We start from the raw sequence: 22613 nt of genomic DNA on the forward strand, positions 1-22613 counted from the left end.
GACTTCATGTTGAAACACAGCCTCGGCGCGCTGGCGCTCGCGGTAGGGACGACCTTTGCCCACGCCGCCAACCCGCTGTTCAAGGACATCTACACGGCCGACCCGGCCGCGCTGGTCGACAACGGCCGCGTGTACCTGTACGTGGGTCGCGACGATGCGGCCAAGGACGGCAAGGATTACCTGATGAAGGAATGGCGCGTGTACTCGACGTGCGACATGAAGAACTGGACGTCGCACGGCGCACCCTTGAGCGTGCAGACGTTCAAGTGGGCGCGCGCCGATGCGTGGGCTTCCGACATCACGAAGCGCAACGGCAAGTACTACTTCTACTCGACCGTCGACCATGCGACGATTCCCGGCAAGGCGATCGGCGTGGCCGTGGCGGACAGCCCCACCGGCCCATTCAAGGACGCTCTCGGCCGTGCCCTGATCACGAACGACATGACGAAGGAAACGGACATCCCGTGGGACGACATCGATCCCGCCGTGTTCATCGACGACGATGGCCAGGCGTGGCTGTACTGGGGCAACCGGGTACTGAAGTACGCGAAGCTGAAACCCAATATGATCGAGCTGGATGGGCCGATCCACACGCAGGGCATCGACAACTTCACGGAAGCGGCTTACCTGCACAAGCACAAGGGCACGTACTACCTGTCGTACTCGCGCGAGTTCCCGGAAGAGACGGCGTATGCGACGGGACCCAGCGCCACGGGGCCGTGGACGTTCCGCGGCAAGATCATGGACAAGAACGCGATCGTGAAGACGATCCACCATGCGATCGTGGACTTCAACGGCAAGTCGTACATCTTCTACCACAACGACAAGCTGCCGGGCGGCGGCGAGTGGTGGCGTTCGGCCGCGGTGGAGGAGCTCCACTACAACGCCGACGGCACGATCCGCTTCGTGCCGCAGACGGCCGAGGGACCGGCGGCAAATCCCAGCCCGGGCTGCAAGTGAGGCGCCCCGGGTGGTGGCTTGCGGTTTGCTCGGCAATGATATGATTTGCCGATGGACACACTCAATCCCAACTGGTTCCTGCGCGCCAGGCTGAAGACGCGCCAGCTGCTGTTGTTGATCGCGCTGGACGAACAGCGCAACATCCACCGCGCCGCCGAGGCGCTGCACATGACGCAGCCGGCGGCGAGCAAGCAGATCAAGGACCTCGAAGAGATGCTGGACGTGAAGCTCTTCGAGCGCCTGCCGCGCGGCATGGAGCCCACGCTGTTCGGCGAAACGATGATCCGCCATGCGCGCATGGCGCTCACCAGCCTGTCGCTGGCGCATGACGACGTGCTGGCGCTGAAGTCCGGCCTTGTCGGGCAGGTGGAGGTGGGCGTCATCATGACGCCGGCGATGTCGCTGCTGCCGAAGGCGATCGCGCGCGTCAAGCAGCAGGCGCCGCTGCTGCGCATCGGCGTGCAGCTGGAACCGTCCAACACGCTGCTGGACATGCTGGAGCGGGGCACGCTCGACTTCATGATCGGCCGCATCCTGGAGCGCGACAACAGTTCGCGCCTGATCTACGAGGAGCTGACCGAGGAGCCGGCATGTGCCGTCGCGCGCATCGGCCACCCGCTGGAGAAGGCGCAGGGCCTGACGTTGAAGGACCTGGCCGGCTACCCGTGGGTGCTGCCGCCGCAGGGCGGCATCCTGCGCCACCGCGTCGACATGATGTTCCGCCGCGCGGGGCTGGAGCCGCCGGCGAACACCGTCGATACGACGGCGCTGCTCCTGATCACGGCGCTGCTGCAGCAGACCGATACCTTGCACGTGATGCCGGTGGACGTGGCGCGCTACTACCAGTCGCTGAACGTGCTGACGATCCTGCCGATCGAGCTGCCGTTCAAGATGGACGCCTTCGGCATCATCCGCCAGCAGGATCACCTGCTGTCGCCGGGCGCGAACCTGCTGCTGGCCGCGGTGCGCAGCGCGGCGAAGGAGGTGTACTGATGGCCTTCGTGTTCTCCAGCCTGAATCACCCGCAACGCGTGGCGCTGGCCGCCGAGCTGCATTCGCGGCCGTTCCTGAAGCTGCGCGCGCCGGAGCGGCTGTCGCATATCGCCGTGTTCGGCCATGGGCGGGGCAACAACGCCGAGGCCCAGCACGAGCTGCTGACGAACCTGTGCGCGCACTTCGGCGCGGCGGCCCCGGCGCGCGACGCCAGCCACTTCCAGCACGACTTCGGCCGCTTCCGGCTGAAGTGGGAGCTGCATTCGGAGTTCGCCACGTACACGTTCGCCGAACGGGCCGAGGCGGAGGACTTCACGCGCATGCCGATCGAGCACGTGCCGCAGCAATGGCTGCTGGCGCTGCAGGGCAGGGTGCTCGTCGCGGCCCACGTCCTGCTGCGCAAGGGCGGCGCCACCGAGCACGCGCCTGTGCACGAGCTGTTCGAAGGCGTGTCGCTGGCCGCCAGCCGCGTGATGCAGGGCGGCGAAGTATGTTCGGACTTCGCGATCGGCGCGGATGGCTTCTCGCGCTTCGTCGTCAACGACGTGGCGATGCGCGAGCAGCAGGCCGGCCGCCTGGTGCAGCGCGTGCTGGAGATCGAGACGTACCGGATGGTGGCGCTGTACGGCCTGCCGGCGGCGCAGCGCGCGGTGCCGGAGCTGAACGCCGTCGAGAAGGAACTGGCGCAGGCCACCGAGGCGCTGCTGTCGTCGTCGGACGACACGTCCGAACAGGCGCTGCTGGAGCGGATCACGCACCTGGCGGCGCGTATCGAGAAACTGTCGCTCGATAACAGCTACCGCTTCGCGGCCTCGAAGGCCTACTTCAGGTTGGTCAACGCCCGCATCGACGAGCTGCGCGAAGAGCGCATCGAAGGCGTGCCGACCGTCGCCGAATTCATGGAACGGCGCCTGGCCCCGGCGATGAGCACGTGCGAGGCGGTGGCCGCGCGCCAGGAAGCGCTGGCACGCCGCATCGCCAACAGCAACGACCTGCTGCGCACCCGCGTCGGCATCGTGCAGGAAGCGCAGAACCGGCAGATCCTGCAATCGCTGAACGCCCGCGCCGCCCAGCAGCTACGGCTGCAGCAAGCCGTCGAAGGCTTGTCGGTGGCGGCGATCTCGTACTACGTCGTGGGCCTCCTGGGTTACTCGATCAAGGGCGCGAAAGTGCTGGGCTGGGTGCCCAACGCGGACGCGCTGATCGGCGCCGCCGTCCCCCTCGTCGCCGCCGCCGTCTGGCTCACGCTGCGCAACATGCACAAGCGGCTGCACCACGGCTGATCCCCGTTGTTGCCCGGATTCGAGGCCAGCCCGCTTCGGCGGACCGGCCGACTTCAGGAAACATTTCCCAAAATCGGGGACTGTCCCTCAATTCTGGAAATATTTCCAAAAACGAGGGACAGTCCCCTGTCGCGTCAGGGCCACAATATGCGACCTGACGAGCGGGCTCGCAGAGTGAAGCGCGGCGGATCGGGCATTGATGAGCTGGTTGCTAAACAACGGGGGACTGTCCCCGAATTTGGGAAATATTTCCAAAAATGAGGGACAGTCCCCTGTTGTGGGGGCGCGACGTTGTGCGGCGCCATCGGGCATAATGGCGGGGGTTTGCTCAACAATACGACGGGTTTTCATGAAGAGTTTCACCAGGCTGGCGGGGGCCGTTGGCGTTGCGGGCTTGCTGGCCGCTTGCTCCGTGGCCGGGCATCCCGGCCATTCCGATCGTCGTGCCGATACGCGCGACGTGGCTGCGCTGCGCTTCATCGGCGAGCAGCGCATCGCGTTGAAGACGCGCTTTGCCGGCACCACCGTCGGCGGCATCTCCGGTGTCGATTACGACGCGCGTCGCGGCGATTGGGTGTTCGTCAGCGACGACCGCTCGTCGTTCGATCCGGCGCGCTTCTATCGCGCCACGCTGCGCTTCACGCCCACGTCGTTCGACGCCGTCACGCTGACCGACGTGCACTATTTCCGGCAGGGCGACGGCAGCACGTACCCGGACGTCAAACGCCAGGCCGTCGCCGGCGGTGTCGTGGCCGACATCGAGTCGGTGCGCGTCGATCCGCGCGACGGCAGCATCTGGTATTCCAGCGAAGGCGACCGCCGCCTCGGCCTCGATCCGTTCGTCCGGCAGGCGGGCGCCGATGGTGCGCTGCGCGCCGAGCTGCCGCTGCCGCCGATGTTCAAGGTCCATCCGGACGCGGAGCGGGGCGTGCGCAACAACCTCGCGTTCGAGGGCCTGGCGTTCGCGCCGGACGGTGCCAGCCTGTGGGTGGCGATGGAGGCCCCGCTGTACGAGGACGGCCCGCTGCCGACGCCGCAGCATGGCGCGCTGGCGCGCATCACGCACGTCGACCGCGCCGGCCGGGTCCTCGCGCAGTATGCGTATCCGGTCGATCCGATCCCCGCGACGCCGGGCGACGGCAAGCCCGCCGACAACGGCATCTCCGAGATCACGGCGACCGGCCCGCACACGCTGCTGGTGCTCGAACGCTCGGCCGTGCAGGGCGAGGACGGCAGCTACCGCAACTACATCCGGCTCTACGAAGCGGACGTGCGCGGCGCCACCGACGTCGCCACGCTGCCCGCACTGGCGGGGGCCGCCGTCGCGCCGGTGGCCAAGCGCCTCGTCCTCGACTTCAACACGCTGGGCCTGCCCGTGCTCGACAACGTCGAGGCGTTCGGCTTCGGTCCGCAACTGCCGAACGGTCATGCCACCCTGCTGTTCGTCACGGACGATAACTTCAGCAAGAACCAGGTCACCCAGCTGCTGTTGTTCGAAGTACTGCCGCCTCACGTCTCTGATCCGCGCCCCTGACGCCCCACGTGCCGTGCTCGGCGCTTTGCCGAAAGTGCGTATCCTTGCCCCTCAGGCGACAGGCTTTGGGCAACGACGATGGACACCGATTTCGGCAAGCTGATACTGGACGAGACGCCGGATGCCGTGATCGTCACCACGACCGACGGCACCGTGCTGTACTGGACGCGCGGCGCCGCCGGCGTGTTCGGCTACACGGCCGGGGAAGCCGTCGGCCGCACGCTCGCCGAGCTGATCGTGCCGCCGCAGATGGAAGATGCCGAGCTGGCGATCATCGCCGACACGCTCGCCAGCGGCGCCGCCAACTACGAGTCGATGCGCCGCACCAAAGACGGCACGCTGATCTACATCGACAGTTCCAGCAAGGCCGTGCGCGGCCCGACCGGCCAGGTCGACTACATCCTGTGGACGAAGAAGGACGTCACATCGCTGCGCGTGATGCGCGACGCGGCGCTCGTCCATGCGCGCTTCGGCACCTTGCTGGCCTCGATGCCGGACGCGATCATCATCGCCAACGCGGCGGGCCGCATCGTGCTGGCGAACCCGCAGGCGGACGAGCTGTTCGGCTATCCGCCCGGCGGCTTGCGTGGCGCCCTGCTCGAAGTGTTGATGCCGGAACGCTACCGCGGCTCGCACGTCGGCCACCAGATCGCCTACACGCTGGCGCCGACGCAGCGGCCGATGGGAATCGGCCGCGAACTGTACGGGCTGCGCCGCGACGGCAGCGAATTCCCCGTCGAGATCAGCCTGTCGCCGCTGCATACCGACGAGGGCATGCTGGTGATGAGCGCCGTGCGCGACATCACGGAGCGCAAGCGCATCGAGCACGCGTTGCAGGAAAAGAACGCCGAGCTGGCCGATGCGAACCTGGCCAAGGACCGCTTCCTGTCGTCGATGTCGCACGAGCTGCGCACGCCGCTGAACGCCATCATCGGCTTTACCGGCACGTTGCTGATGCAGTTGCCGGGGCCCGTCAACGACGAGCAGGAGCGCCAGCTGCGCACGATCCAGTCCAGCGCGCGCCACCTGCTTTCGCTGATCAACGACATCCTCGACATCACCAAGATCGCCTCGGGCAAGGTGGAGTTGAACAAGGAGCTGTTCGATTGCCGCCGGCTGGTGCAGGACGTGACGGCCATGTTCGCGCCGCTGGCCCATCAGAAGGGGCTGGGGCTGAACGTGCGCCAGGCCGAGGGCGACCTGACCGTGTGCACCGACCGGCGCGCCGTGCAGCAGATCGTCATCAACCTGCTGAACAATGCGATCAAGTTCACCGAGAAGGGCGAGGTGCGGGTCGAGGTCTCGATCGACGAGGGCACCGATCCGGCCGTGCTGATCGCCGTGGTCGACACGGGCATCGGCATCGAGCGCGAAAAACTGGGCCTGCTGTTCAAGCCGTTCACGCAGCTGGACCAGGGCACCACCCGGCAGTTCGAGGGCACCGGGCTGGGGCTGCACCTGTCCGAGCGGCTGGCGGCGCTGATCGGCGCGCGCATCGGCGTGCGCAGCACGTTTGGCGAGGGCAGCGTGTTCACCTTGCGCCTGCCGTTCGCGCTGGAGCAGTGCGCGCCGCCATTGCGCGTGGCGCAATAGCGGATTGCAGCCGGCGGTGATTCTCTTCGGTGGCGCGGGCCGGCACAATGGCCTCTCACCAAACACGAGGGAGTCACGATGAAACTGTACCACCACCCGCTGTCCGGCCACGTCCACCGCGTCCACACGTTCGTGTCGATGCTGGGCCTTTCCTGCGAGCTCGTGCACGTCGACGTCACGCAAGCCGAGCAGAAGTCGCCGGCCTTCCTGGCCATCAATCCGTTCGGGCAGATCCCCGTGCTGGAGGACGACGGCCATTACATCGCCGACTCGAACGCGATCCTCGTGTACCTGGCCAAGCGCTACGGTCCCGCGTGGCTGCCGGAACAGCCGCTGGCCGCGGCCGCCGTGCAGCGCTGGCTGTCCGTCGCCGCCGGCGAAGTGGCGTTCGGCGTGGCGGCCGCCCGCATCGTGGAGCTGTTCGGCCGCCCCGACGATCCCGCACCGATGATCGCCCGCGGCCACCGTCTGCTGGGCCTCCTCGACGCCCACCTGGCGGAGCACGCCTGGCTCGCGACGGATACGCCGACGATGGCCGACGTGTCGCTGTACGCCTATGTGGCGCGCGCCCCCGAGGGCAACGTCGACCTGGCACCGTACGGGAACGTGCGCGCGTGGCTGGAGCGCGTCGAGGCGCTGCCGGGCTTCGTGCCGTTTGCCCGCACGCCGATCGGCCTGGCCGCGTGAGCATGCCATGAGCACGCCGAGCAGCGGTACCCACACGGCCAGCCCGTGGCACCCCGGCGAGGTGGCGCTGCAACGCGCCATCGGCGTCGCGGAAAAGATGGACCTGGTCGGCCGCAAGGTCGTGCGCGACCACATGCCGGACCAGCACCGCGACTTTTTCGCACAGCTGCCGTTCGTCGTGCTGGGCGCCGTCGATGCTGCCGGTGCGGCGTGGGCGACGTTGCGCGCCGGCGCGCCCGGCTTCATGCACTCGCCCGACCCGCACACGCTGGCGATCGACCTGCCGCGCGACGCCGACGATCCGGCCGACGCGGGTCTGGGCGACGGTGCGCCGGTCGGCCTGCTCGGCATCGAGCTGCATACGCGCCGGCGCAACCGGATGAACGGCACGCTGCATCGCGGCGATGACAACGCAAGCAGCGGCGCGCGGATCGACGTGGCCGAGTCGTTCGGCAACTGCCCGCAATACATCCACGTGCGGCAGTGGCGCAGCGCACCGGCCGCGCCGGCGCAGCCCGAGACCGGCACCACGCTCGACGCGCGCGCCCGCGCGCTGGTCGCGGCCAGCGGCACGTTCTTCGTGGCCAGTTATGCCGATACGGACGAGGGCAGGCGGGTCGACGTCTCGCACCGCGGCGGCATGCCGGGCTTCGTGCGCGTGCTGGACGACGGCACGCTCGTTATCCCCGATTATGCGGGCAACAAGTTCTTCGCCACGCTGGGCAACCTGCTGTCGAACGGGAAGGCCGGGCTGGTGTTCCCGGACTTCGCCAACGGCCATCTGCTGCAGATGACCGGCGCGGCGCAGGTGCTGCTCGATGCGCCGGGCATGCCGCCGGGTGCGGAAAGGCTGTGGACGTTCACGCCGCAGCGTGTGGTGTGGCGGGCCGGCGCGTTGCCGCTGCGCTGGACCGGGCCGTGATGCCGGCGCGGGTCAGGCGCTGGCGGTCTGCACGCGCGTCGTGAGCTCCTTCACGGCGAGGTGGCGCAGCGTGGACAGGATCGCCAGCTGCACGCCGGCAAGCGTGCGCGGCGCCGTGTCGATGACGCACAGGCTGCCCACCGCGTAACCGGAGGGCAGCACCAGCGGCGCGCCCGCGTAGAAGCGGATGTGCGGCGCGCCCGTTACCAGCGGGTTGTCGGCGAAGCGGGGATCGGCGTGCGCATCGGGGATCACCATGATCTCGTTCTTCAGGATCGTGTGGCCGCAGAACGAGATGTCGCGGCTGCTCTGGCACGTGCCGCCCATGCCGATGGCGGCCTTGAACCACTGGCGGTCGTCGTCCAGCAGCGTGATCAGCGAGATCGGCACGTCGAATTCCCGCGCGGCGAATTCGACGATGCGGTCGAAGCGTTCTTCCGGCGGCGAATCGAGCATCAGCAGCGCGTACAGCGCGGCGAGCCGGGCGGCCTCGTTATCGGGTGTCGGTGGTACGAGCATGAGGTTCATCCAGGGCGCGATCCGGTCCGGCGCGCGCCGCAGCAGTGAAACAAGGGCCTGTCCACTCTACCACGCCGGGTCGGTATGCTTACATTTTTTTGCTCCCGTTCGGTTTGGTTTTCTGGCAAGATGCGCCGCAGAGTAACTTCGCGGAGAGACGCATGCATGCAGGACGCAAGGGCCGCTGGGCCCGGCGCATCGGGTGGGGCCTGCTGGTCCTGGTGGCAGTGGTGGTGCTGGCGATCTGGTTCTTCCTGCGCGGCAGCCTCGCCCAGCTGGATGGCAAGCGCACTGCGCCCGGCCTGCACGGCAATGTGACGGTGCAGCGCGACGCGCTGGGCATCCCCGCGATCGCCGGCGGCGACCGCCTCGACGTGGCGTATGCGACCGGCTTCGTGCACGCGCAGGACCGCTACTTCCAGATGGACCTGCTGCGCCGCGTGGCGGCCGGCGAACTCGCCGAGCTGTTCGGCGCGAAGGCGCTGCCGCTCGATCGCGAGCACCGGCTGCACCGCTTCCGGGCACGCGCCGCCGCGGCCTATGCGCAGCTGCCGGCGGACGACCGCGCGCTGCTGGAGCGCTATGCGGCGGGCGTCAACGACGGCTTGAACGCGCTCGGCACGCGGCCGTTCGAATACGCGCTGGTAGGCGCGGCGCCGCGCTCCTGGTCGGCGCACGACAGCCTGCTGGCGATCTGGGCGATGTACCTGGACCTGCAGGGCAATGGCGCGCCGCGCGAGCTGTCGCGGGGCTGGCTGCGCGAGCACACGACGGGCGAGCAACTGGCGTTCCTGCTGCCGCCGCTGTCGCGCTGGGATGCGCCGCTGGACGCGCACGACGCGCCGCTCGAACCGGCGCCGCTGCCGGCGACGCCGCCGTCGTGGTGGGGCCAACCGAGCCCGCGCGACGCGGCGCTGCTCGCCGTCACGGAGTTTTCCAGCGATATCGGCAGCAACAACTGGGCCGTCGCCGGCGGGCGCAGCGCCGGCGGCGGCGCCATCGTATCGGACGATATGCACCTGGGGATCAAGCTGCCGAACACGTGGTATCGCGCGCAGCTGCAGGTCCCGGACGGCAACGGCAGCACGCGCCGCATCGTCGGCGTCACGTTGCCCGGCACGCCGTTCGTCATCGTCGGCAGTAACGGCCACGTGGCGTGGGGCTTCACGAACAGCTATGGCGACTTCCAGGACCTGGTGCCCGTCGCCACCGATGCCGGCCACCCGGGCCAGGTGCGCGTGTTCGACAAATGGGAAACGCCGGCCGTGCACCGCGAGACGATCCTCGTCAAGGGCGCGCCGGCCGAGACGCTGACGGTGCGCGACACGTCGCAAGGCCCGCTGTTCGACGTGGCCGGGCGGACCTATGCACTGCACTGGATCGCCCATGAGCCCACGCTGATCAACACCAACCTGCGCCGTCTGGAAGGCACCAACACGGTCGACGAAGCGCTGGCCGTCGCGAACGGGGCCGGCATCCCGGCGCAGAACTTCGTGGCCGGCGATGCCGCCGGCAATATCGGCTGGACGATCGCCGGCCCGCTGCCGCGCCGTGCCCACCCCGGCGCCGCTGCGACCTATCCGCTGGCCGACGCCGCCGCCGGCTGGCAGGGCTGGCTGCAGCCGGGCGAGTACCCGCGCATCGTCAACCCGGCCGCCGGCCAGCTCTTGACGGCGAACAGCCGGCAACTGGTGGGCAAAGGTGCCGAACTGCTGGGCGACGGCGGCTACGACCTCGGTGCACGGACGCGCCAGGCGCGCGATGCGCTGACGGCGCTCGGCCCGCGCACGGACGAGAAGGGCGTGTACGGCGTGATGCTGGACGACCGCGCGCTGTTCCAGGCGCGCTGGCGCGAGCGTGCGCTGGCCGTGCTCGATGGCGCGGCCGTGCAGGCCGACCCGAAGCGCGCCGAAGCCGCCCGGCTGCTGCGCACCAACTGGACGGGGCATGCCAGCGTCGATTCGACCGCCTACCGCATCTCGCGCGGCTTCATGTGGGCGTTGCACGACCTGCTGTACGGCGGTGCGAACGCGCAGATGAAGGAGTTCGGCGGCAGCGTCGTGCTGGCCGACAAGCGCTGGCCGGAAGTGGTGGCGCGGCTGCTGGACGAACAGCCGGCAGCGTGGCTGCCCCGCCAGTACGCCAGCTGGCGCGACCTGCAGCTGGCGGCGCTGGACCGTACGCTGGCGGACCTGACGCTGGACGGCAAGCCGCTGGCCGCCGCCACGTGGGGCGCGTTCAACACGGCCGCCATCGCCCACCCGATCGCGTCCGCCGTGCCGGCGCTGCGCAAATGGTTGAGTGTCCCGGCCGATCCGCTGCCGGGCGATTCCAATATGCCGCGCGTGGCGGGCAAGACGTTCGGCCAGTCGGAACGGCTGACCGTCTCGCCGGGCAAGGAAGAGCAGGGCATCTTCAATATGCCGGGCGGGCAGAGCGGGCACCCGCTGTCGCCGTACTTCCTTGCCGGTCACGCGGACTGGGTAAACGGCCGCATGACCCCGCTGCTGGCCGGGCCGACCCAGCACACGCTAGCCTTCGCGCCGTGATCCGCACGCCCTTTCGGTGCATAATGGCGGGGCATCGAACAACCTGAGAGGCGTGCATGATCAATGATTTCGCAGCCGCGGCGCAGGCGACGATGGCCTTTCTGCGGCGCCGGCTCGGCTTCAAACTGTGGATGGTGACGCGGACGGAGGGCGACGACTGGATCGTGCTGTTCGCGGACGACGCCGGCTACGGCGTGACGCCCGGCCAGTCGTTCCGCTGGACCGACACGATCTGTTCCCGCATGGCGCTGGGCCACGGCCCGAATATCGCGCCGTCCACCCGCGATGTCGCGGCCTATGCGCAGGCCCCGCTGGCCGACCGGCTGCCGACCGCGGCTTACGTGGGCGTGCCGCTGCGCCGCAGCGACGGCTCGCTGTTCGGCACGCTGTGCGGCATCGACCCGCAACCGCAGCCGCTGGAGATCCGCGAAGAATTGGAAACGGTGGCGCTGCTGGGTGACCTGCTGTCGCGCATCCTCAATGCCGAGCTGGATGCCGGCACGGCGTCGCGCCAGGCCGACCGCGCCGAAGTGGACGCGACGCGCGACCCGCTGACGGGCCTCGTGAACCGGCGCGGCTGGGACATGCTGCTGGCCCGCGAAGAGGAGCGCTGCAGCCGCTACGGCCATTCGGCCTGCGTCGTGTCGATCGATCTGGACGACCTGAAATTCATCAACGATACGCAGGGCAAATCCGCCGGCGACGCGCTGCTGATGCGCTCCGGCCGCGCGCTGGAACAGGTCACCCGCGGCACCGACGTGGTCGCCCGCCTCGGTGGCGACGAGTTCGCGATGCTGATGGTCGAATGCGATTACTTCGACGCGCAGGCGATGCTGATGCGCGTGCAGGAAACCCTGGCGGCCGCCGACGTGCGCGCATCGCTGGGCATGGCGATGCGCAAACCGGGCTACGACCTGGAGGAAGCGTTCGCGATGGCCGATGCCGAGATGGTCAGGGCCAAGCGCAGCCGCAAAGTGCTGAACTGAGCAGGCGGGGCCGCGGGCCTAGCCGCGCAGGTGCAGCATGTGGCGCGTGACCGCCAGCGCCGATTCGAACGGTGCGGGACCGCGCGCGATCTTGACCATCACGCTGGCGCCCAGCCACAGCTGGTACAGGCTTTGCGCCACCTGGCGCGGCGCGTCGTCGACCGCCAGTGAGCCGTCGTCGACGCCGCCTTCGATCGCCGCCGTGAGCCTGTCGACGATCGCCGACGTACCCTCGTTCAGCACGGCGCGCATCGCCTCGGACAGGTCCGCCACTTCCGCGGCCAGCTTCACCGCCAGGCACTTGCCCTGGCAATCGAGGAAGGACTGGTTGGCGCGCCACATGTCGAAGTACTCCAGCAGCCGTTGGGCCATCGGCCGTCCGGGCCGGTCGAGGATGGCATCCACGTCCGCCAGGTAGTCGTCGAAGTAGTGTGCCAGCAGCGCCTCGCCGAACGCATCCTTCGACGCGAAATAATGGTAGAAGGAGCCTTTCGGCACCTTTGCTTCCGTCAGGATCTCGTTCAATCCGACGGCCGAGAAACCCTTGCCGGCCATGATGCGTTGGCCCACCGCCAGGATGTTGTCGCGGACGTCGGATGTTTCGTTGGTGCGTGCTTTAGCCATGCGGGCACTATACAGTTGACTAGACCAGTCGTCTAGGCCCGCCGGCGTCAGGCCAGTTGCGCCAGCAGCAGCGCGGCGGCTTCGGCGGACGAGGCCGGGTTCTGGCCGGTGATCAGCAAGCCGTCGCGCACGACGTACGAGCCCCAGTCAGGGCCGCTGGAATACACGCCGCCCTTGGCCTTCAGCTCATCCTCGACGAGGAACGGCACGACGTTCGTCAGGCCCACGGCTTCCTCTTCCGTATTCGTGAAGCCGGTAACCTTCTTCCCTTCGACCAGCGGCCGGCCGGCCGGCGTCTTCACGTGGCGCAGCACGCCGGGGGCGTGGCAGACGAGGGCGACGGGCTTGCCAGCCGCCACGAACGACTCGATCAGCGCGATCGAGTGCCGGTCTTCGGCCAGGTCCCACAGCGGGCCGTGGCCGCCCGGGTAGAACACCGTGTCGAAGTCGGCCTGGTTCACGCTGTCCAGGCGCAGCGTGTTCGCCAGCTGGGCGTTCGCGGCGGCGTCAAGCTCGAAGCGGCGCGTCAGGTCTGTCTGGAACGACGGTTCATTGCTCTTCGGGTCCAGCGGCGGCTGCCCGCCCAGCGGCGAGGCCAGCACGACGTCGGCGCCGGCATCCTTGAACGCATAGTAGGGAGCGGCCAGCTCTTCGAGCCAGAAGCCGGTCTTGCGGCCGGTGTTGCCGAGTTGATCGTGTGAGGTGAGGACCATCAGGACTTTTTTCATGGCGTGACTCCAAGTGAGGTTTTATTAGACCGGTCGTCTCGCATTGGTCCGAGCACGGCGGGCCGGTAGTCCGGTGCGGAGCGGTTTCTCTGCATCGATGGGCACACGATAACACTGAGTAGACCGGTCGTCTAGGACTTTTTTCGAATTACTTTTGTTTTCACAAATCCAGGGGAGGTCGTGCGGGGCATCGAACGCCGAGCCGGCAGCGGCACGTAGCCCGCCACGCGACGATCGACGTGGCGGGCGGGGCGATGCCGGTGCCGGGTTCGGGCTCAGGCGGCGGCGCGCGGTGCGGGAACGGCTGCAGTCTCGGGCACCTCGTCCCGCTTCAGGCCGAACCACGGCCGCAGCAGCGGCACGCGGCGCACCACCTCGAAGATGCCGAAGCTGGCCGTCAACGTCAGCACGACCAGCACCAGGCCTTCGACGGCCGGCGGCAGCGCGGCCGTGCGTAGCAGGCGCGAGAAGCACACGATCAGGGTCTGGTGCGCGATGTAGACGGGGAACACGGCCTGCGTCAGGTAGCGCCGCTTGGCGCTGTCGAAGCCCAGGTGGCGGTGGCCGAAGCCGCAGACGGCGACGATCGCGCACCACTGGCACAGGGCCCAGACGGCGCGCGCGGCCGTCGTCCACGTCTGCACCGCTTCCGGCTGCCAGTGATACGTGACCAGCGCGGCCCAGCAGGCCAGCGCGATGCCGAGCGCCGCGAAGCGCAGCGTTTCCAGCTCGCGCCAGAACGCCCGCTGCCCCGCCAGCGCGGCGCCGGCGAGGAACAGCGGCAGGTAGGTGGCGTGGTTGAACCAGTCGTCCACCAGGGCGTGCGTCTCTTCAAAGTAGGGCTTGAGCGCGATGCGCACGAGGCCCAGCAGCGCGGCGGGCAGTACGATGGCCTTCCAGCCCGTCAGCAGCCGCGCCAGCCGCGTGCCCACGGCCGCGATCCGCGCGCTGCCGATACTGGCCAGCAGTGCGGCCAGCACCAGCGTGTACACCCACAGGTAGGCCACGAACCACAGGTGGTTCCAGGTCGGCAGGTCGAGGCAATGGCCGTCCTTGCAGAAGCCGTGGTAGGCGCGCAGGTACAGGCCCATGAAGTCGCCGTAGCTGCCTGCATAGCCGAGCTTTTCCACCACTTCGAAGTACGGCTGCGGCGGCACGATGACCAGCATGCCGAACAGCAGCGGCAGCAGCAGCCGGCCGCTGCGCTGGCGCAGGAAGCGGCCCGCCGGCAGTTTGCGGGCCAGGAAGGCGGAAGCGACGCCCGACACGAAGAACAGCAGCGACAGCCGCCATGGCGACGACAGCAGCATCAGCGGTTCGATCGCATGGCCGGCCTGCGGGCTTTTCACGTGCCAGTCCCACGTCACGTAATACATGCCCGTGTGGTACAGGATCAGCAGGAAGAAGGCGCAGATGCGGATCCAGTCCAGGAAATACAGGCGTTCGTTGTTGTGCATGATGAGGTCTCCGTGTTGACGATGCGCCCAGCGTACGGTCGCCTTCGCGCGAGGGCGAGCGGCGTGGGGCGAGGCGGAGCGCAGTGGGGCGAGCCGGCGTCACCGGCGCGGCAGAACGCAAAGGGTTGACGGCGTAAAGCGAAACCCAAGTGCAGACCCTGGGGGCGTAGCCGGGGTTTCAAGGAGCACCGCTCCTTGCCGGCGGAGCGGCGAAGGCTTGCAAGCCTTCGCTCCTCCCCTGACCCCGGCCTCTGCCGCTGGGTCTGGCTCTCGCTCAGCGGCATGCACGCAGTCGAGCTTCATCCCGCGCGCAACGTGGCGCCGCAAACGTTTTCGTGGTCCTACACTTCGTCGTTGTTCTTCGCCGGACGGTCACAAATCCTTGCCACCTGAAACTCGAAAGGACTTGCCGATGTCAGCCACCATCACCATCAATGGCGCCGCGGTGCCATTGCCATCAGACCCGCGCGTGTCGTTGCTCGACCTGCTGCGCGAGCAACTGCACCTGAGCGGTACCAAGAAGGGATGCAACCAGGGCGCGTGCGGCGCCTGCACCGTGCTCGTCGACGGCGAGCAGCGCATCCTGTCCTGCCTCGCCCTTGCCGTCCAATACGAAGGACGCGCGATCACGTCCGTCGAAGGCCTTGCCGCCGACGGCGCGCTGCATCCGCTGCAGCAGGCGTTCATCGAACATGACGGCTTCCAGTGCGGCTACTGCACGCCCGGCCAGTTGTGTTCCGCGCTGGGCATGGCTGCCGAGCTGCGGCGCGGCGTGCCCAGCTACGTGACGGAAGACCTGGCCGCCGATGCGGTCGCGCTCAGCCACGATGAAATCCGCGAACGGATGAGCGGCAACCTGTGCCGCTGCGGCGCCTACAACGGCATCGTCGATGCCATCGCGGAGACGGTAACCCAGGCGGCCGCCGCACCGCAAGGGAAGGAGCCGCGATGACGCCATTTACCTTTGTCCGCGCGAACGATCCGCAGGACGCGGTGGCGCGCGGCGCCGCGCCCGGCTCGAAATACCTGGGCGGCGGCACCAACCTCGTCGACCTGATGCGCGAGACGGTGGAACACCCGGCCGCGCTGGTCGACGTGACGGGCTTGTCCACCACCATCGACGAACGCGCCGACGGCAGCCTGCTGATCGGCGCGGCCGCGAAGAACACGGCCGTTGCTGAACACCGCGCCGTGCGCACGCGCTTCCCGGTGCTGACGCGCGCGATCACGGCGGGCGCCTCGGCGCAGATCCGCAACATGGCGACGGTGGGCGGCAACCTGCTGCAACGCACCCGCTGCGGCTACTTCTACGACAACGACGGCGCGCGCTGCAACAAGCGCGAGCCGGGGCAGGGCTGCGATGCGCTGGAGGGCTTCAACCGCATGCACGCGATCCTCGGCGCGTCCGAGCACTGCGTCGCCACCCATCCGTCCGACATGGCTGTCGCGCTGGCGGCGCTGGATGCCGTCGTGCACCTGCAGGGCACCGCGGGCAACCGCATCGTACCGCTGACGGACTTCCACCTGCTCCCGGAGGATCATCCGGAGCGGGAGACCGTGCTGCAGCCGGGTGAGCTGATCACGGCTGTCGAAGTGCCGGCGCTGGCGTTCGCGGCACGCTCGGCCTACCGCAAGGTGCGCGACCGCGCCAGCTATGCGTTCGCATTGGTGTCGGTGGCCGCCGCGCTCGACGTGCGGGACGGCGTCGTGCGCGACGTGCGGATGGCGCTGGGTGGCGTCGCGCACAAGCCGTGGCGCGCCTGGACGGCCGAGCGCATGCTGAAGGGCCGGCCCGCCACGCTGGAACTGTTCGATGCGGCCGCCGCGGCGGAACTGGCCGACGCGCGCCCGCTGCGCGACAACGCATTCAAGGTCGACCTGGCCCGGCGCAGCATCGTTGCCGTGCTGTCCGGGCTCGTCGACACCCGTTCATGAGGAGCCGCGATGAGCATATTGCAGAAAGCCGTACAGGGGGCCATGCAGAAGGCCGTCGAACTGGCGCCGGATGCGTTGATCCCCGGTGGCGTGCCCGATCCGCTGATCGGTGAAAAGCACGAGTTGATCGGTGCGCCTGTCTCACGCGTCGACGGTGCGTTGAAGGTGAAGGGCGCCGCGCCGTTCGCGGCGGAGTTTCCGCTCGAAGCGATGACATATGCGGCCCTCGTCTACAGCACGATCCCGAAAGGGCGCATCGCCACGCTCGACACCACCGAGGCGGAGCGTGCGCCCGGCGTCGTGCTGGTCATGACGCACCGGAACGCGCCGCGCATGAAGGCGGTGCCGATGTTCCTCTCCCAGCCGAAGGCGGCCGGCGGCGACTCGCTGCCCGTGTTCCAGGACGATACCGTGCACTGGAACGGCCAGCCGGTGGCGCTGGTGCTGGCCGAGACGCAGGAGCAGGCCGACCATGCGAAGTCGCTGGTCCGCATCACGTACGATGAGGAAAGCGCGGTGACGTCGCTGGCCGCCGCGAAGGCGCGCGGTGCCGAGCCGACCGCCTTCCAGGGCGAACCGCAGCACGTGGCCAGCGGCGACGCGCAAGCCGCGCTGGCGGCGTCGCCGTACCGGGTCGATGCCGTCTACCACACGCCAATGCTGAACCACAACGCGATCGAATTGCATGCCGCCACGGTGGCATGGCATGGCGACGAGCTGCGCATCCACGACGCCACGCAGGCGGTGGCGCACGCGGCGTGGTCGCTGGCCCAGGTGTTCGGGCTGAAGGAAGAGCAGGTGCGCGTCACGTCGCCGTTTGTCGGCGGCGGCTTCGGCGGCAAGACGCTTTGGCAGCACCAGGTGCTGGCGGCGGCGGCCGCGAAACTGGCGGGCCGGCCGGTGCGCATCATGCTGTCGCGCGAAGGCGTCTACCGCGTCGTGGGCGGCCGTACGCTGACGGAGCAGCGGGTGGCGATCGGCGCCGACGAAGCCGGCCGCTTCACGGCGCTGATCCAGACGGGCACGGTGGCGATGACGCCGCAGAACAATATGCCGGAACCGTTCATCATGCCGGCCCGCTCGCTGTACGCGGCCGGCACCTTCGAGCTGGACGTGCAGGCGGTGCGGATGAACATGCTGGCCAATACGTTCATGCGCGCGCCCGGCGAAGCGGTCGGCTCGTTCGCGCTGGAGTGCGCGATCGACGAGCTGGCGGAACAGCTGCGCGTCGATCCCGTCGAACTGCGCCGCCGCAACGACCCGGACAAGGACCCGACGACGGGGCGCCCGTTCTCGTCGCACCATCTGGTGGAAGCGTACCGGATGGGCGCGGAGCGCTTCGGCTGGGACCAGCGCCACGGCCAGCCGCGCATGCGCCAGGAAGGCGAGTGGCTCGTCGGCCTGGGCTGTGCCACCGCCACCTACCCGTACTACCGGATGCCAGGCGGCGCGGCACGTATCTCGATCACGCGCGATGCCCGGGTGAGGGTGGACGTGGCCGCGCACGAGATGGGCATGGGCACGGCCACCGTCAACGCGCAGGTGGTCGCGGCCCGGCTCGGCGTGCCGCTGGAACACGTGACGGTGACGTACGGCGACTCGGCGCTGCCCGGCACGGTGTTGGCCGGCGGCTCGCAGCAGACGGCGTCGATCGGCCGCGCCGTCGTGGCGGCGCTGGATGCGCTGTTCACGGACCTGCTGCGCCTGGGCGGGCAAGGCACCTTGGTCGAAGGCCTGCACTTCGACGAGGTGCGCGGCGTCGACGGCGCGCTGTGCAAGGCGGACGACCCGGCCCGCCGCGCCAGCTATGCCGAGCTGCTGGCACGCGCCGGCAAGGATGCGCTGGAGGTGATCGGCCAGGCGCCGCCGCCGCTGGAAACGCGCCACTGGTCGATGCATTCGACGGGCGCGATCTTCTGCGAGGCGCGCGTCAACACGGTGACGGGCGAGCCGCGCGTGACGCGCCTGCTGGGTTCCTTCGATTGCGGCCGCATCCTGAACGCGAAGACGGCCGCGAGCCAGTTCCGCGGCGGCATGATCATGGGCCTGGGTATGGCGCTGATGGAGGAGACGCTGTTCGACGAGCGCAATGGCCGCATCATGAACCCGAACCTGGCCGACTACCACGTGCCGGCGCACCTGGACGTGCCGGCGATCGACGTGATGTGGACGGACATCCCCGACCCGCACGCGCCGGCCGGGGCGCGCGGCATCGGCGAGATCGGCATCACCGGCACCGCCGCGGCGGTGGCCAACGCGATCTACAACGCGTGCGGGGTACGGGTCCGCGAACTGCCGATCACGCTCGACAAGCTGCTCGGCTGAAGCAGAAGCTCAGGCGCGCGCCGCCAGTGCCGCCAGCAGCGCCGGGCGGTACTGGCGGCTCAGCGGCACCGTGCCGCCATCGGTCAGCACCACGGTGCCGTCGCCCTTGTCGTTGGCATTGATCCGGTCGACCCATGGCAGGTGCACGGCGGCGCGCCGGTGGCAGCGCACGAATGCGGGGCCGAGCGTGTCGAGCAGGTTGGCCAGCGTCTGGCGCAGCAGCGGCGCCTGGCCGCCAGCATGCAGCGCCACGTAGTTGTCGGCCGTCTCCAGCCAGCGCACGTCGGCCACCTTGACGATGCGCGTGACGCCCCGTTCGGTGACGAGCAGCTGGCGCAGCGGGCCGAGGTGCGGCAACGATGATGTCACCTGACGCGCCGCCAGGCGCTCCCGCAGTTTCATCAGCGCCCGCGCCAGCCGCTCCGCGTCGCACGGTTTCAACAGGTAGTCCACCGCGTTCGCATCGAACGCGCGCACCGCGTATTCGTCGAACGCTGTCACGAACACGATGAGCGGCTTCGGCTCGGGCAGCGAAGCGGCCACTTCGAGGCCGCCGATCTCCGGCATCTGGATGTCCAGCAGCAGCGCATCGGGCGGGTGCGCCGCCACCTTCGCCAGTGCCTCCCAGCCGTCGCGCGCCTCGTCGACGGTACCGATGCCCGGCGCTTGCGCCAGCAGCCGGCGCAAGCGCTCGCGCGCCGGCCGTTCGTCGTCGACGATCAGGATGTTCATGCGTTCTCCATCCGCGGCAGGGACAGCGGCAGGGCCAGCGCGGCGCGCACGCCGGCCGGTGCCAGCTGCGTCAACGTCAGCGTGGCGGCAGCGCCATGCAGCGCGTGCAGGCGTGCGCGCAGGTTGGCCAGCGCGATGCCGGCGCTGCCGGCCGGCGGCGGCGCAGCCAGGCTGCCGGCATCGTCGGCCACCGCCAGCAGCAGCCGGGTGCCGTCGCACCGCGCCGTGACGACGATGCGGACCGCATCGCGGCGCCGCTCGACCGTGTGGCAAAACACGTTTTCCAGCAGCGGCTGCAGGCACATCGCCGGCACCAGGTATGTATCCAGGCCGTGCTCCACCTGCCAGTCGATGACGACGCGGTCGGCAAAGCGTTCCGCCATCAGGTCGGCGTAGGCGCGCAGCAGGCGCAGCTCGTCGGCCAGCGGCACCTGCTGGCGCGCGCCGGCCGTCAGCGCCGTGCGCAGCAGGTCGGACAGCCGCATCAGCAGCGCATCGGCGCGCTCCACGTCCTCGTGCATCGTGGCGGCGATCGTGTTCAACGCGTTGAACAGGAAGTGCGGCTGCATCTGCTGCGTCAGCTGTTGCAGTTGCGCCGTGCGCAGTTGCGTGGCCATCTGCTCCGCGCGCAGCCGCTCGGCCTGCAGCACCTGCCACGACAGCACGCCGAACGTGACGACGACGAAGATAGCGAAGAAGATCGTGATCTTCACGTCCTCGTAGATGAACACGGGCAGCCATGCGCCGTGCGGATACGTTTCGCCGGCCAGCGCGTACACGCCGTGGCGGATGCCGAACGCGATCGGCACGAAGCCGATCCAGTACACCAGCAGCCACGGCGCCTGGCGCGCGAACCACGCGCGCGGCTGCGTCACCAGGTGGTCGTAGCGGCGCGTGAAGCGGCGCTGGGCCAACAGCAGCACGGTGGCCGTGAACGCGGACGACGACTCCCACAGCAGCGGGTGCCACAGCGGCCCCTCGTCGTTGCGCAGGAAGTCTTGCACGGCCGTGACGATCATCAGCACCCAGAACAGCGCCCACGCGGCGGCGATCATCCGGTGCAGGCGGCGGCGGGCGAGGTCGGCGTCCATGCGTCAGTGCTTGTGGCGCGCTTCGACGAGGTCGATCTCGCGCACCAGCTTGCGGGAGATCTCGTCGGAGATGTGTTCGTGGCGCGCCAGCTGGAAGATCATGCGGCGTTCGGCCTGCAGCGCGGCCAGGCGCAGCACGCGTTCGGCCTGGTCCAGCTTGCGGAAGCGCGCCGCATCCTCGCCGTCGGTGGCGGCGGTGCTGTCGAGGCGGTGCTGGTACAGCGCGATGACGCGCGCGGCCGCCTCCGGGTACATGTCGCTGTCGGCGCCCACCTGCAGCTGTTCCATCTGGGCCCGCTCGACGGCGGCGATCGCGGCGCTGGCCGCTTCGCGCCGGGCCAGGTCTTCCTCCTGCTGCTCGGCCGGCTCTTCGGGGAAGTCCATGCCGGCCAGCAGCCGGGGCAGGCCGAGCGCGGCCGCCGCCAGCGACAGCAGGATCACCGTCGAGGCCAGGAAGATCGTCAGGTCGCGCGCGGGGAACGGCGCGCCGGTGGGCAACGTCAACGGCACCGTCATCACGCCGGCCAGGGTGATCGCGCCGCGCGCGCCGGCCAGCGACGTGGCCAGCAGCAGCCGCAACGGCGGGCGCGCTGCCGCTTCGCCGCGGCGCGTCTTGCGGTACAAGGTGATGCGCAGGGCCGTCCACACCCACACGAAACGCAGCGCCAGCAGGCCGCCCGTGATCGAGAACGCGTACAGCACCAGCCACCACGGGTTCAGGTGGCCGCTCTGGTCCAGCGACACGCGGGCGCCCTCCATGATGTCCGGCAGTTGCTCGCCCAGCAGCACGAACATCACGCCATTCAGCGCGAACTGCACGGTGTCCCACACGGCCGAGCGCTGGATGCGCGTCGTCGCCATCACCTGGCCGGACAGCTCGACATAGCTCATCGTGACGCCGGCGGCGACGGCGGCCAGGATGCCGGAGGCCTGCAGGTGCTCGGCCGCCAGGTAGGCGCCGAACGGGATCAGCAGGTTGACGAGGATCGGCGAGCCGGCCGGTTCGCCGAAGTGGCGGAACAGCCAGCGCTGCACCCACGTGATCAGCAGTGTGACACCGACGCCGGCCGCGATGCCGCCGAGTGCCAGCCACAGGAACGTCAGCGACGCCTGCGTCAGCGAGAAACTGCCCGTCATCGCCGCGGCGATCGCGAAGCGGAAGCACACCAGGCCGCTGGCATCGTTCAGCAGCGACTCGCCTTCCAGGATGTGCATCAGCCGCTTCGGGATCGGCGCGCGCGCGGCGATCGAGCCCACGGCGACCGGGTCGGTCGGCGACACGATCGCGGCCAGCGCGAACGCCACGGCCAGCGGCATCGCCGGGATCAGCCAGTGGATCAGGAAGCCTGCGCCGACGACGGTGAAGACGACGAGGCCGAACGCCAGCTCGAGGATGATGCCCTTGTCGCGGAACAGGCCGCTCTTGGGGATGCGCCAGCCGTCCAGGAACAGCAGCGGCGGCAGGAACAGCAGGAAGAACAGCTCCGGGTCCATGCGCACGCCATGGCCCGTGTAGCCGGCGATCGCGGCGCCCAGGCCGATCTGCACGAGCGGTAGCGGGATCGACACGGGCAGCACCCGCACGAGATAGGCGCTGGCCACGACGGCCAGCATCATGGCGAGGACGATTTCGATTGAATCCATGCGGGCGCGTCGTTCCTTGTGTTGACTGAATCGACGCATTATAGATGCTGG

19 protein-coding genes are annotated in these 22613 nt (G+C 69.1%); 12 read left to right on the plus strand and 7 right to left on the minus strand.

The genetic code is table 11. The features are described 5' to 3' along the window. Positions 1–6: 6 nt before the first annotated feature. The 7 genes from IP92_RS05580 (at position 7) to IP92_RS05610 (ending at position 7972) form a co-directional block, all read left to right on the plus strand. Positions 7–960, plus strand: coding sequence for a glycoside hydrolase family 43 protein (locus tag IP92_RS05580; RefSeq protein WP_145873546.1), 954 nt, complete (start codon positions 7–9; stop codon positions 958–960). Between the two features lie 51 nt (positions 961–1011). Further along, the gene (locus IP92_RS05585; RefSeq protein ID WP_145873547.1) at positions 1012–1953 is read left to right on the plus strand and encodes a LysR family transcriptional regulator; all 942 of its coding nucleotides are present in this window, start codon (positions 1012–1014) and stop codon (positions 1951–1953) included. Beyond that, positions 1953–3236: a DUF3422 family protein gene (locus IP92_RS05590; protein ID WP_145873548.1), complete on the plus strand. Its 1284-nt coding sequence runs from the start codon at positions 1953–1955 to the stop codon at positions 3234–3236. The genes IP92_RS05585 and IP92_RS05590 overlap by 1 nt, the downstream gene beginning before the upstream one ends. A gap of 349 nt (positions 3237–3585) precedes the next feature. Next, the gene (locus IP92_RS05595; protein WP_145873549.1) at positions 3586–4770 is read left to right on the plus strand and encodes an esterase-like activity of phytase family protein; all 1185 of its coding nucleotides are present in this window, start codon (positions 3586–3588) and stop codon (positions 4768–4770) included. Between the two features lie 78 nt (positions 4771–4848). Then, positions 4849–6363, plus strand: coding sequence for a PAS domain-containing sensor histidine kinase (locus IP92_RS05600; protein ID WP_145873550.1), 1515 nt, complete (start codon positions 4849–4851; stop codon positions 6361–6363). A 78-nt stretch (positions 6364–6441) separates the two neighbouring features. After that, positions 6442–7050 (plus strand): glutathione S-transferase family protein, encoded by a 609-nt coding sequence (locus IP92_RS05605; RefSeq protein ID WP_145873551.1) that lies wholly within the window; start codon positions 6442–6444, stop codon positions 7048–7050. Positions 7051–7057: 7 nt separating this feature from the next. Beyond that, positions 7058–7972 carry a pyridoxamine 5'-phosphate oxidase family protein gene (locus tag IP92_RS05610; protein ID WP_145873552.1) on the plus strand — a complete coding sequence of 305 codons (915 nt, stop codon included), beginning with the start codon at positions 7058–7060 and terminating at the stop codon, positions 7970–7972. Between the two features lie 12 nt (positions 7973–7984). Here IP92_RS05610 and IP92_RS05615 read toward each other — a convergent pair whose 3' ends face one another. Beyond that, positions 7985–8491, minus strand: a complete 507-nt coding sequence (locus tag IP92_RS05615) for a GAF domain-containing protein (RefSeq protein WP_145873553.1) — start codon at positions 8489–8491, stop codon at positions 7985–7987. Positions 8492–8652: 161 nt separating this feature from the next. On the opposite strand from IP92_RS05615, the gene IP92_RS05620 reads away from it, so the two are divergent. Then, complete coding sequence (locus tag IP92_RS05620; protein ID WP_145873554.1) at positions 8653–11040, plus strand: penicillin acylase family protein; 2388 nt, start codon at positions 8653–8655, stop codon at positions 11038–11040. Positions 11041–11096: 56 nt separating this feature from the next. Continuing rightward, positions 11097–12026 carry a GGDEF domain-containing protein gene (locus IP92_RS05625; protein ID WP_145873555.1) on the plus strand — a complete coding sequence of 310 codons (930 nt, stop codon included), beginning with the start codon at positions 11097–11099 and terminating at the stop codon, positions 12024–12026. An 18-nt stretch (positions 12027–12044) separates the two neighbouring features. On the opposite strand, the gene IP92_RS05630 is transcribed toward IP92_RS05625, so the two are convergent. The 3 genes from IP92_RS05630 to IP92_RS05640 form a co-directional block, all read right to left on the minus strand. After that, on the minus strand, positions 12045–12650 hold the full coding sequence (locus tag IP92_RS05630; RefSeq protein WP_145873556.1) for a TetR/AcrR family transcriptional regulator: 606 nt from the start codon (positions 12648–12650) through the stop codon (positions 12045–12047). Between the two features lie 47 nt (positions 12651–12697). Next, a complete protein-coding gene (locus IP92_RS05635) occupies positions 12698–13378 on the minus strand; it encodes a type 1 glutamine amidotransferase domain-containing protein (protein WP_145873557.1) in 681 nt (226 codons plus the stop codon). Positions 13379–13653: 275 nt separating this feature from the next. Then, positions 13654–14835, minus strand: coding sequence for an acyltransferase family protein (locus IP92_RS05640; RefSeq protein ID WP_145873558.1), 1182 nt, complete (start codon positions 14833–14835; stop codon positions 13654–13656). Positions 14836–15052: 217 nt separating this feature from the next. Here IP92_RS05640 and IP92_RS05645 point away from each other — a divergent pair, with 217 nt between their 5' ends. Genes IP92_RS05645 through IP92_RS05655 form a run of 3 tightly spaced genes read left to right on the plus strand, consistent with a single transcriptional unit; the run spans position 15053 to position 19095 of the window. Continuing rightward, positions 15053–15787 carry a 2Fe-2S iron-sulfur cluster-binding protein gene (locus IP92_RS05645; RefSeq protein WP_443094143.1) on the plus strand — a complete coding sequence of 245 codons (735 nt, stop codon included), beginning with the start codon at positions 15053–15055 and terminating at the stop codon, positions 15785–15787. Continuing rightward, positions 15784–16770 (plus strand): FAD binding domain-containing protein, encoded by a 987-nt coding sequence (locus IP92_RS05650; protein ID WP_145873560.1) that lies wholly within the window; start codon positions 15784–15786, stop codon positions 16768–16770. The genes IP92_RS05645 and IP92_RS05650 overlap by 4 nt, the downstream gene beginning before the upstream one ends. Positions 16771–16779: 9 nt before the next feature. Continuing rightward, positions 16780–19095, plus strand: a complete 2316-nt coding sequence (locus IP92_RS05655; RefSeq protein ID WP_145873561.1) for a xanthine dehydrogenase family protein molybdopterin-binding subunit — start codon at positions 16780–16782, stop codon at positions 19093–19095. A 9-nt stretch (positions 19096–19104) separates the two neighbouring features. On the opposite strand, the gene IP92_RS05660 is transcribed toward IP92_RS05655, so the two are convergent. The 3 genes from IP92_RS05660 to IP92_RS05670 are packed head-to-tail and all read right to left on the minus strand — an operon-like array spanning position 19105 to position 22562. Continuing rightward, a complete protein-coding gene (locus IP92_RS05660; RefSeq protein ID WP_145873562.1) occupies positions 19105–19827 on the minus strand; it encodes a LytR/AlgR family response regulator transcription factor in 723 nt (240 codons plus the stop codon). Continuing rightward, positions 19824–20918 (minus strand): sensor histidine kinase, encoded by a 1095-nt coding sequence (locus IP92_RS05665; RefSeq protein ID WP_145873563.1) that lies wholly within the window; start codon positions 20916–20918, stop codon positions 19824–19826. The genes IP92_RS05660 and IP92_RS05665 overlap by 4 nt, the downstream gene beginning before the upstream one ends. 3 nt (positions 20919–20921) lie before the next feature. Beyond that, positions 20922–22562: a Na+/H+ antiporter gene (locus IP92_RS05670; RefSeq protein WP_145873564.1), complete on the minus strand. Its 1641-nt coding sequence runs from the start codon at positions 22560–22562 to the stop codon at positions 20922–20924. Positions 22563–22613: the final 51 nt, after the last annotated feature.

The sequence above is a fragment of the Pseudoduganella flava genome (assembly GCF_007830495.1).
Lineage (GTDB): Bacteria > Pseudomonadota > Gammaproteobacteria > Burkholderiales > Burkholderiaceae_D > Rugamonas > Rugamonas flava.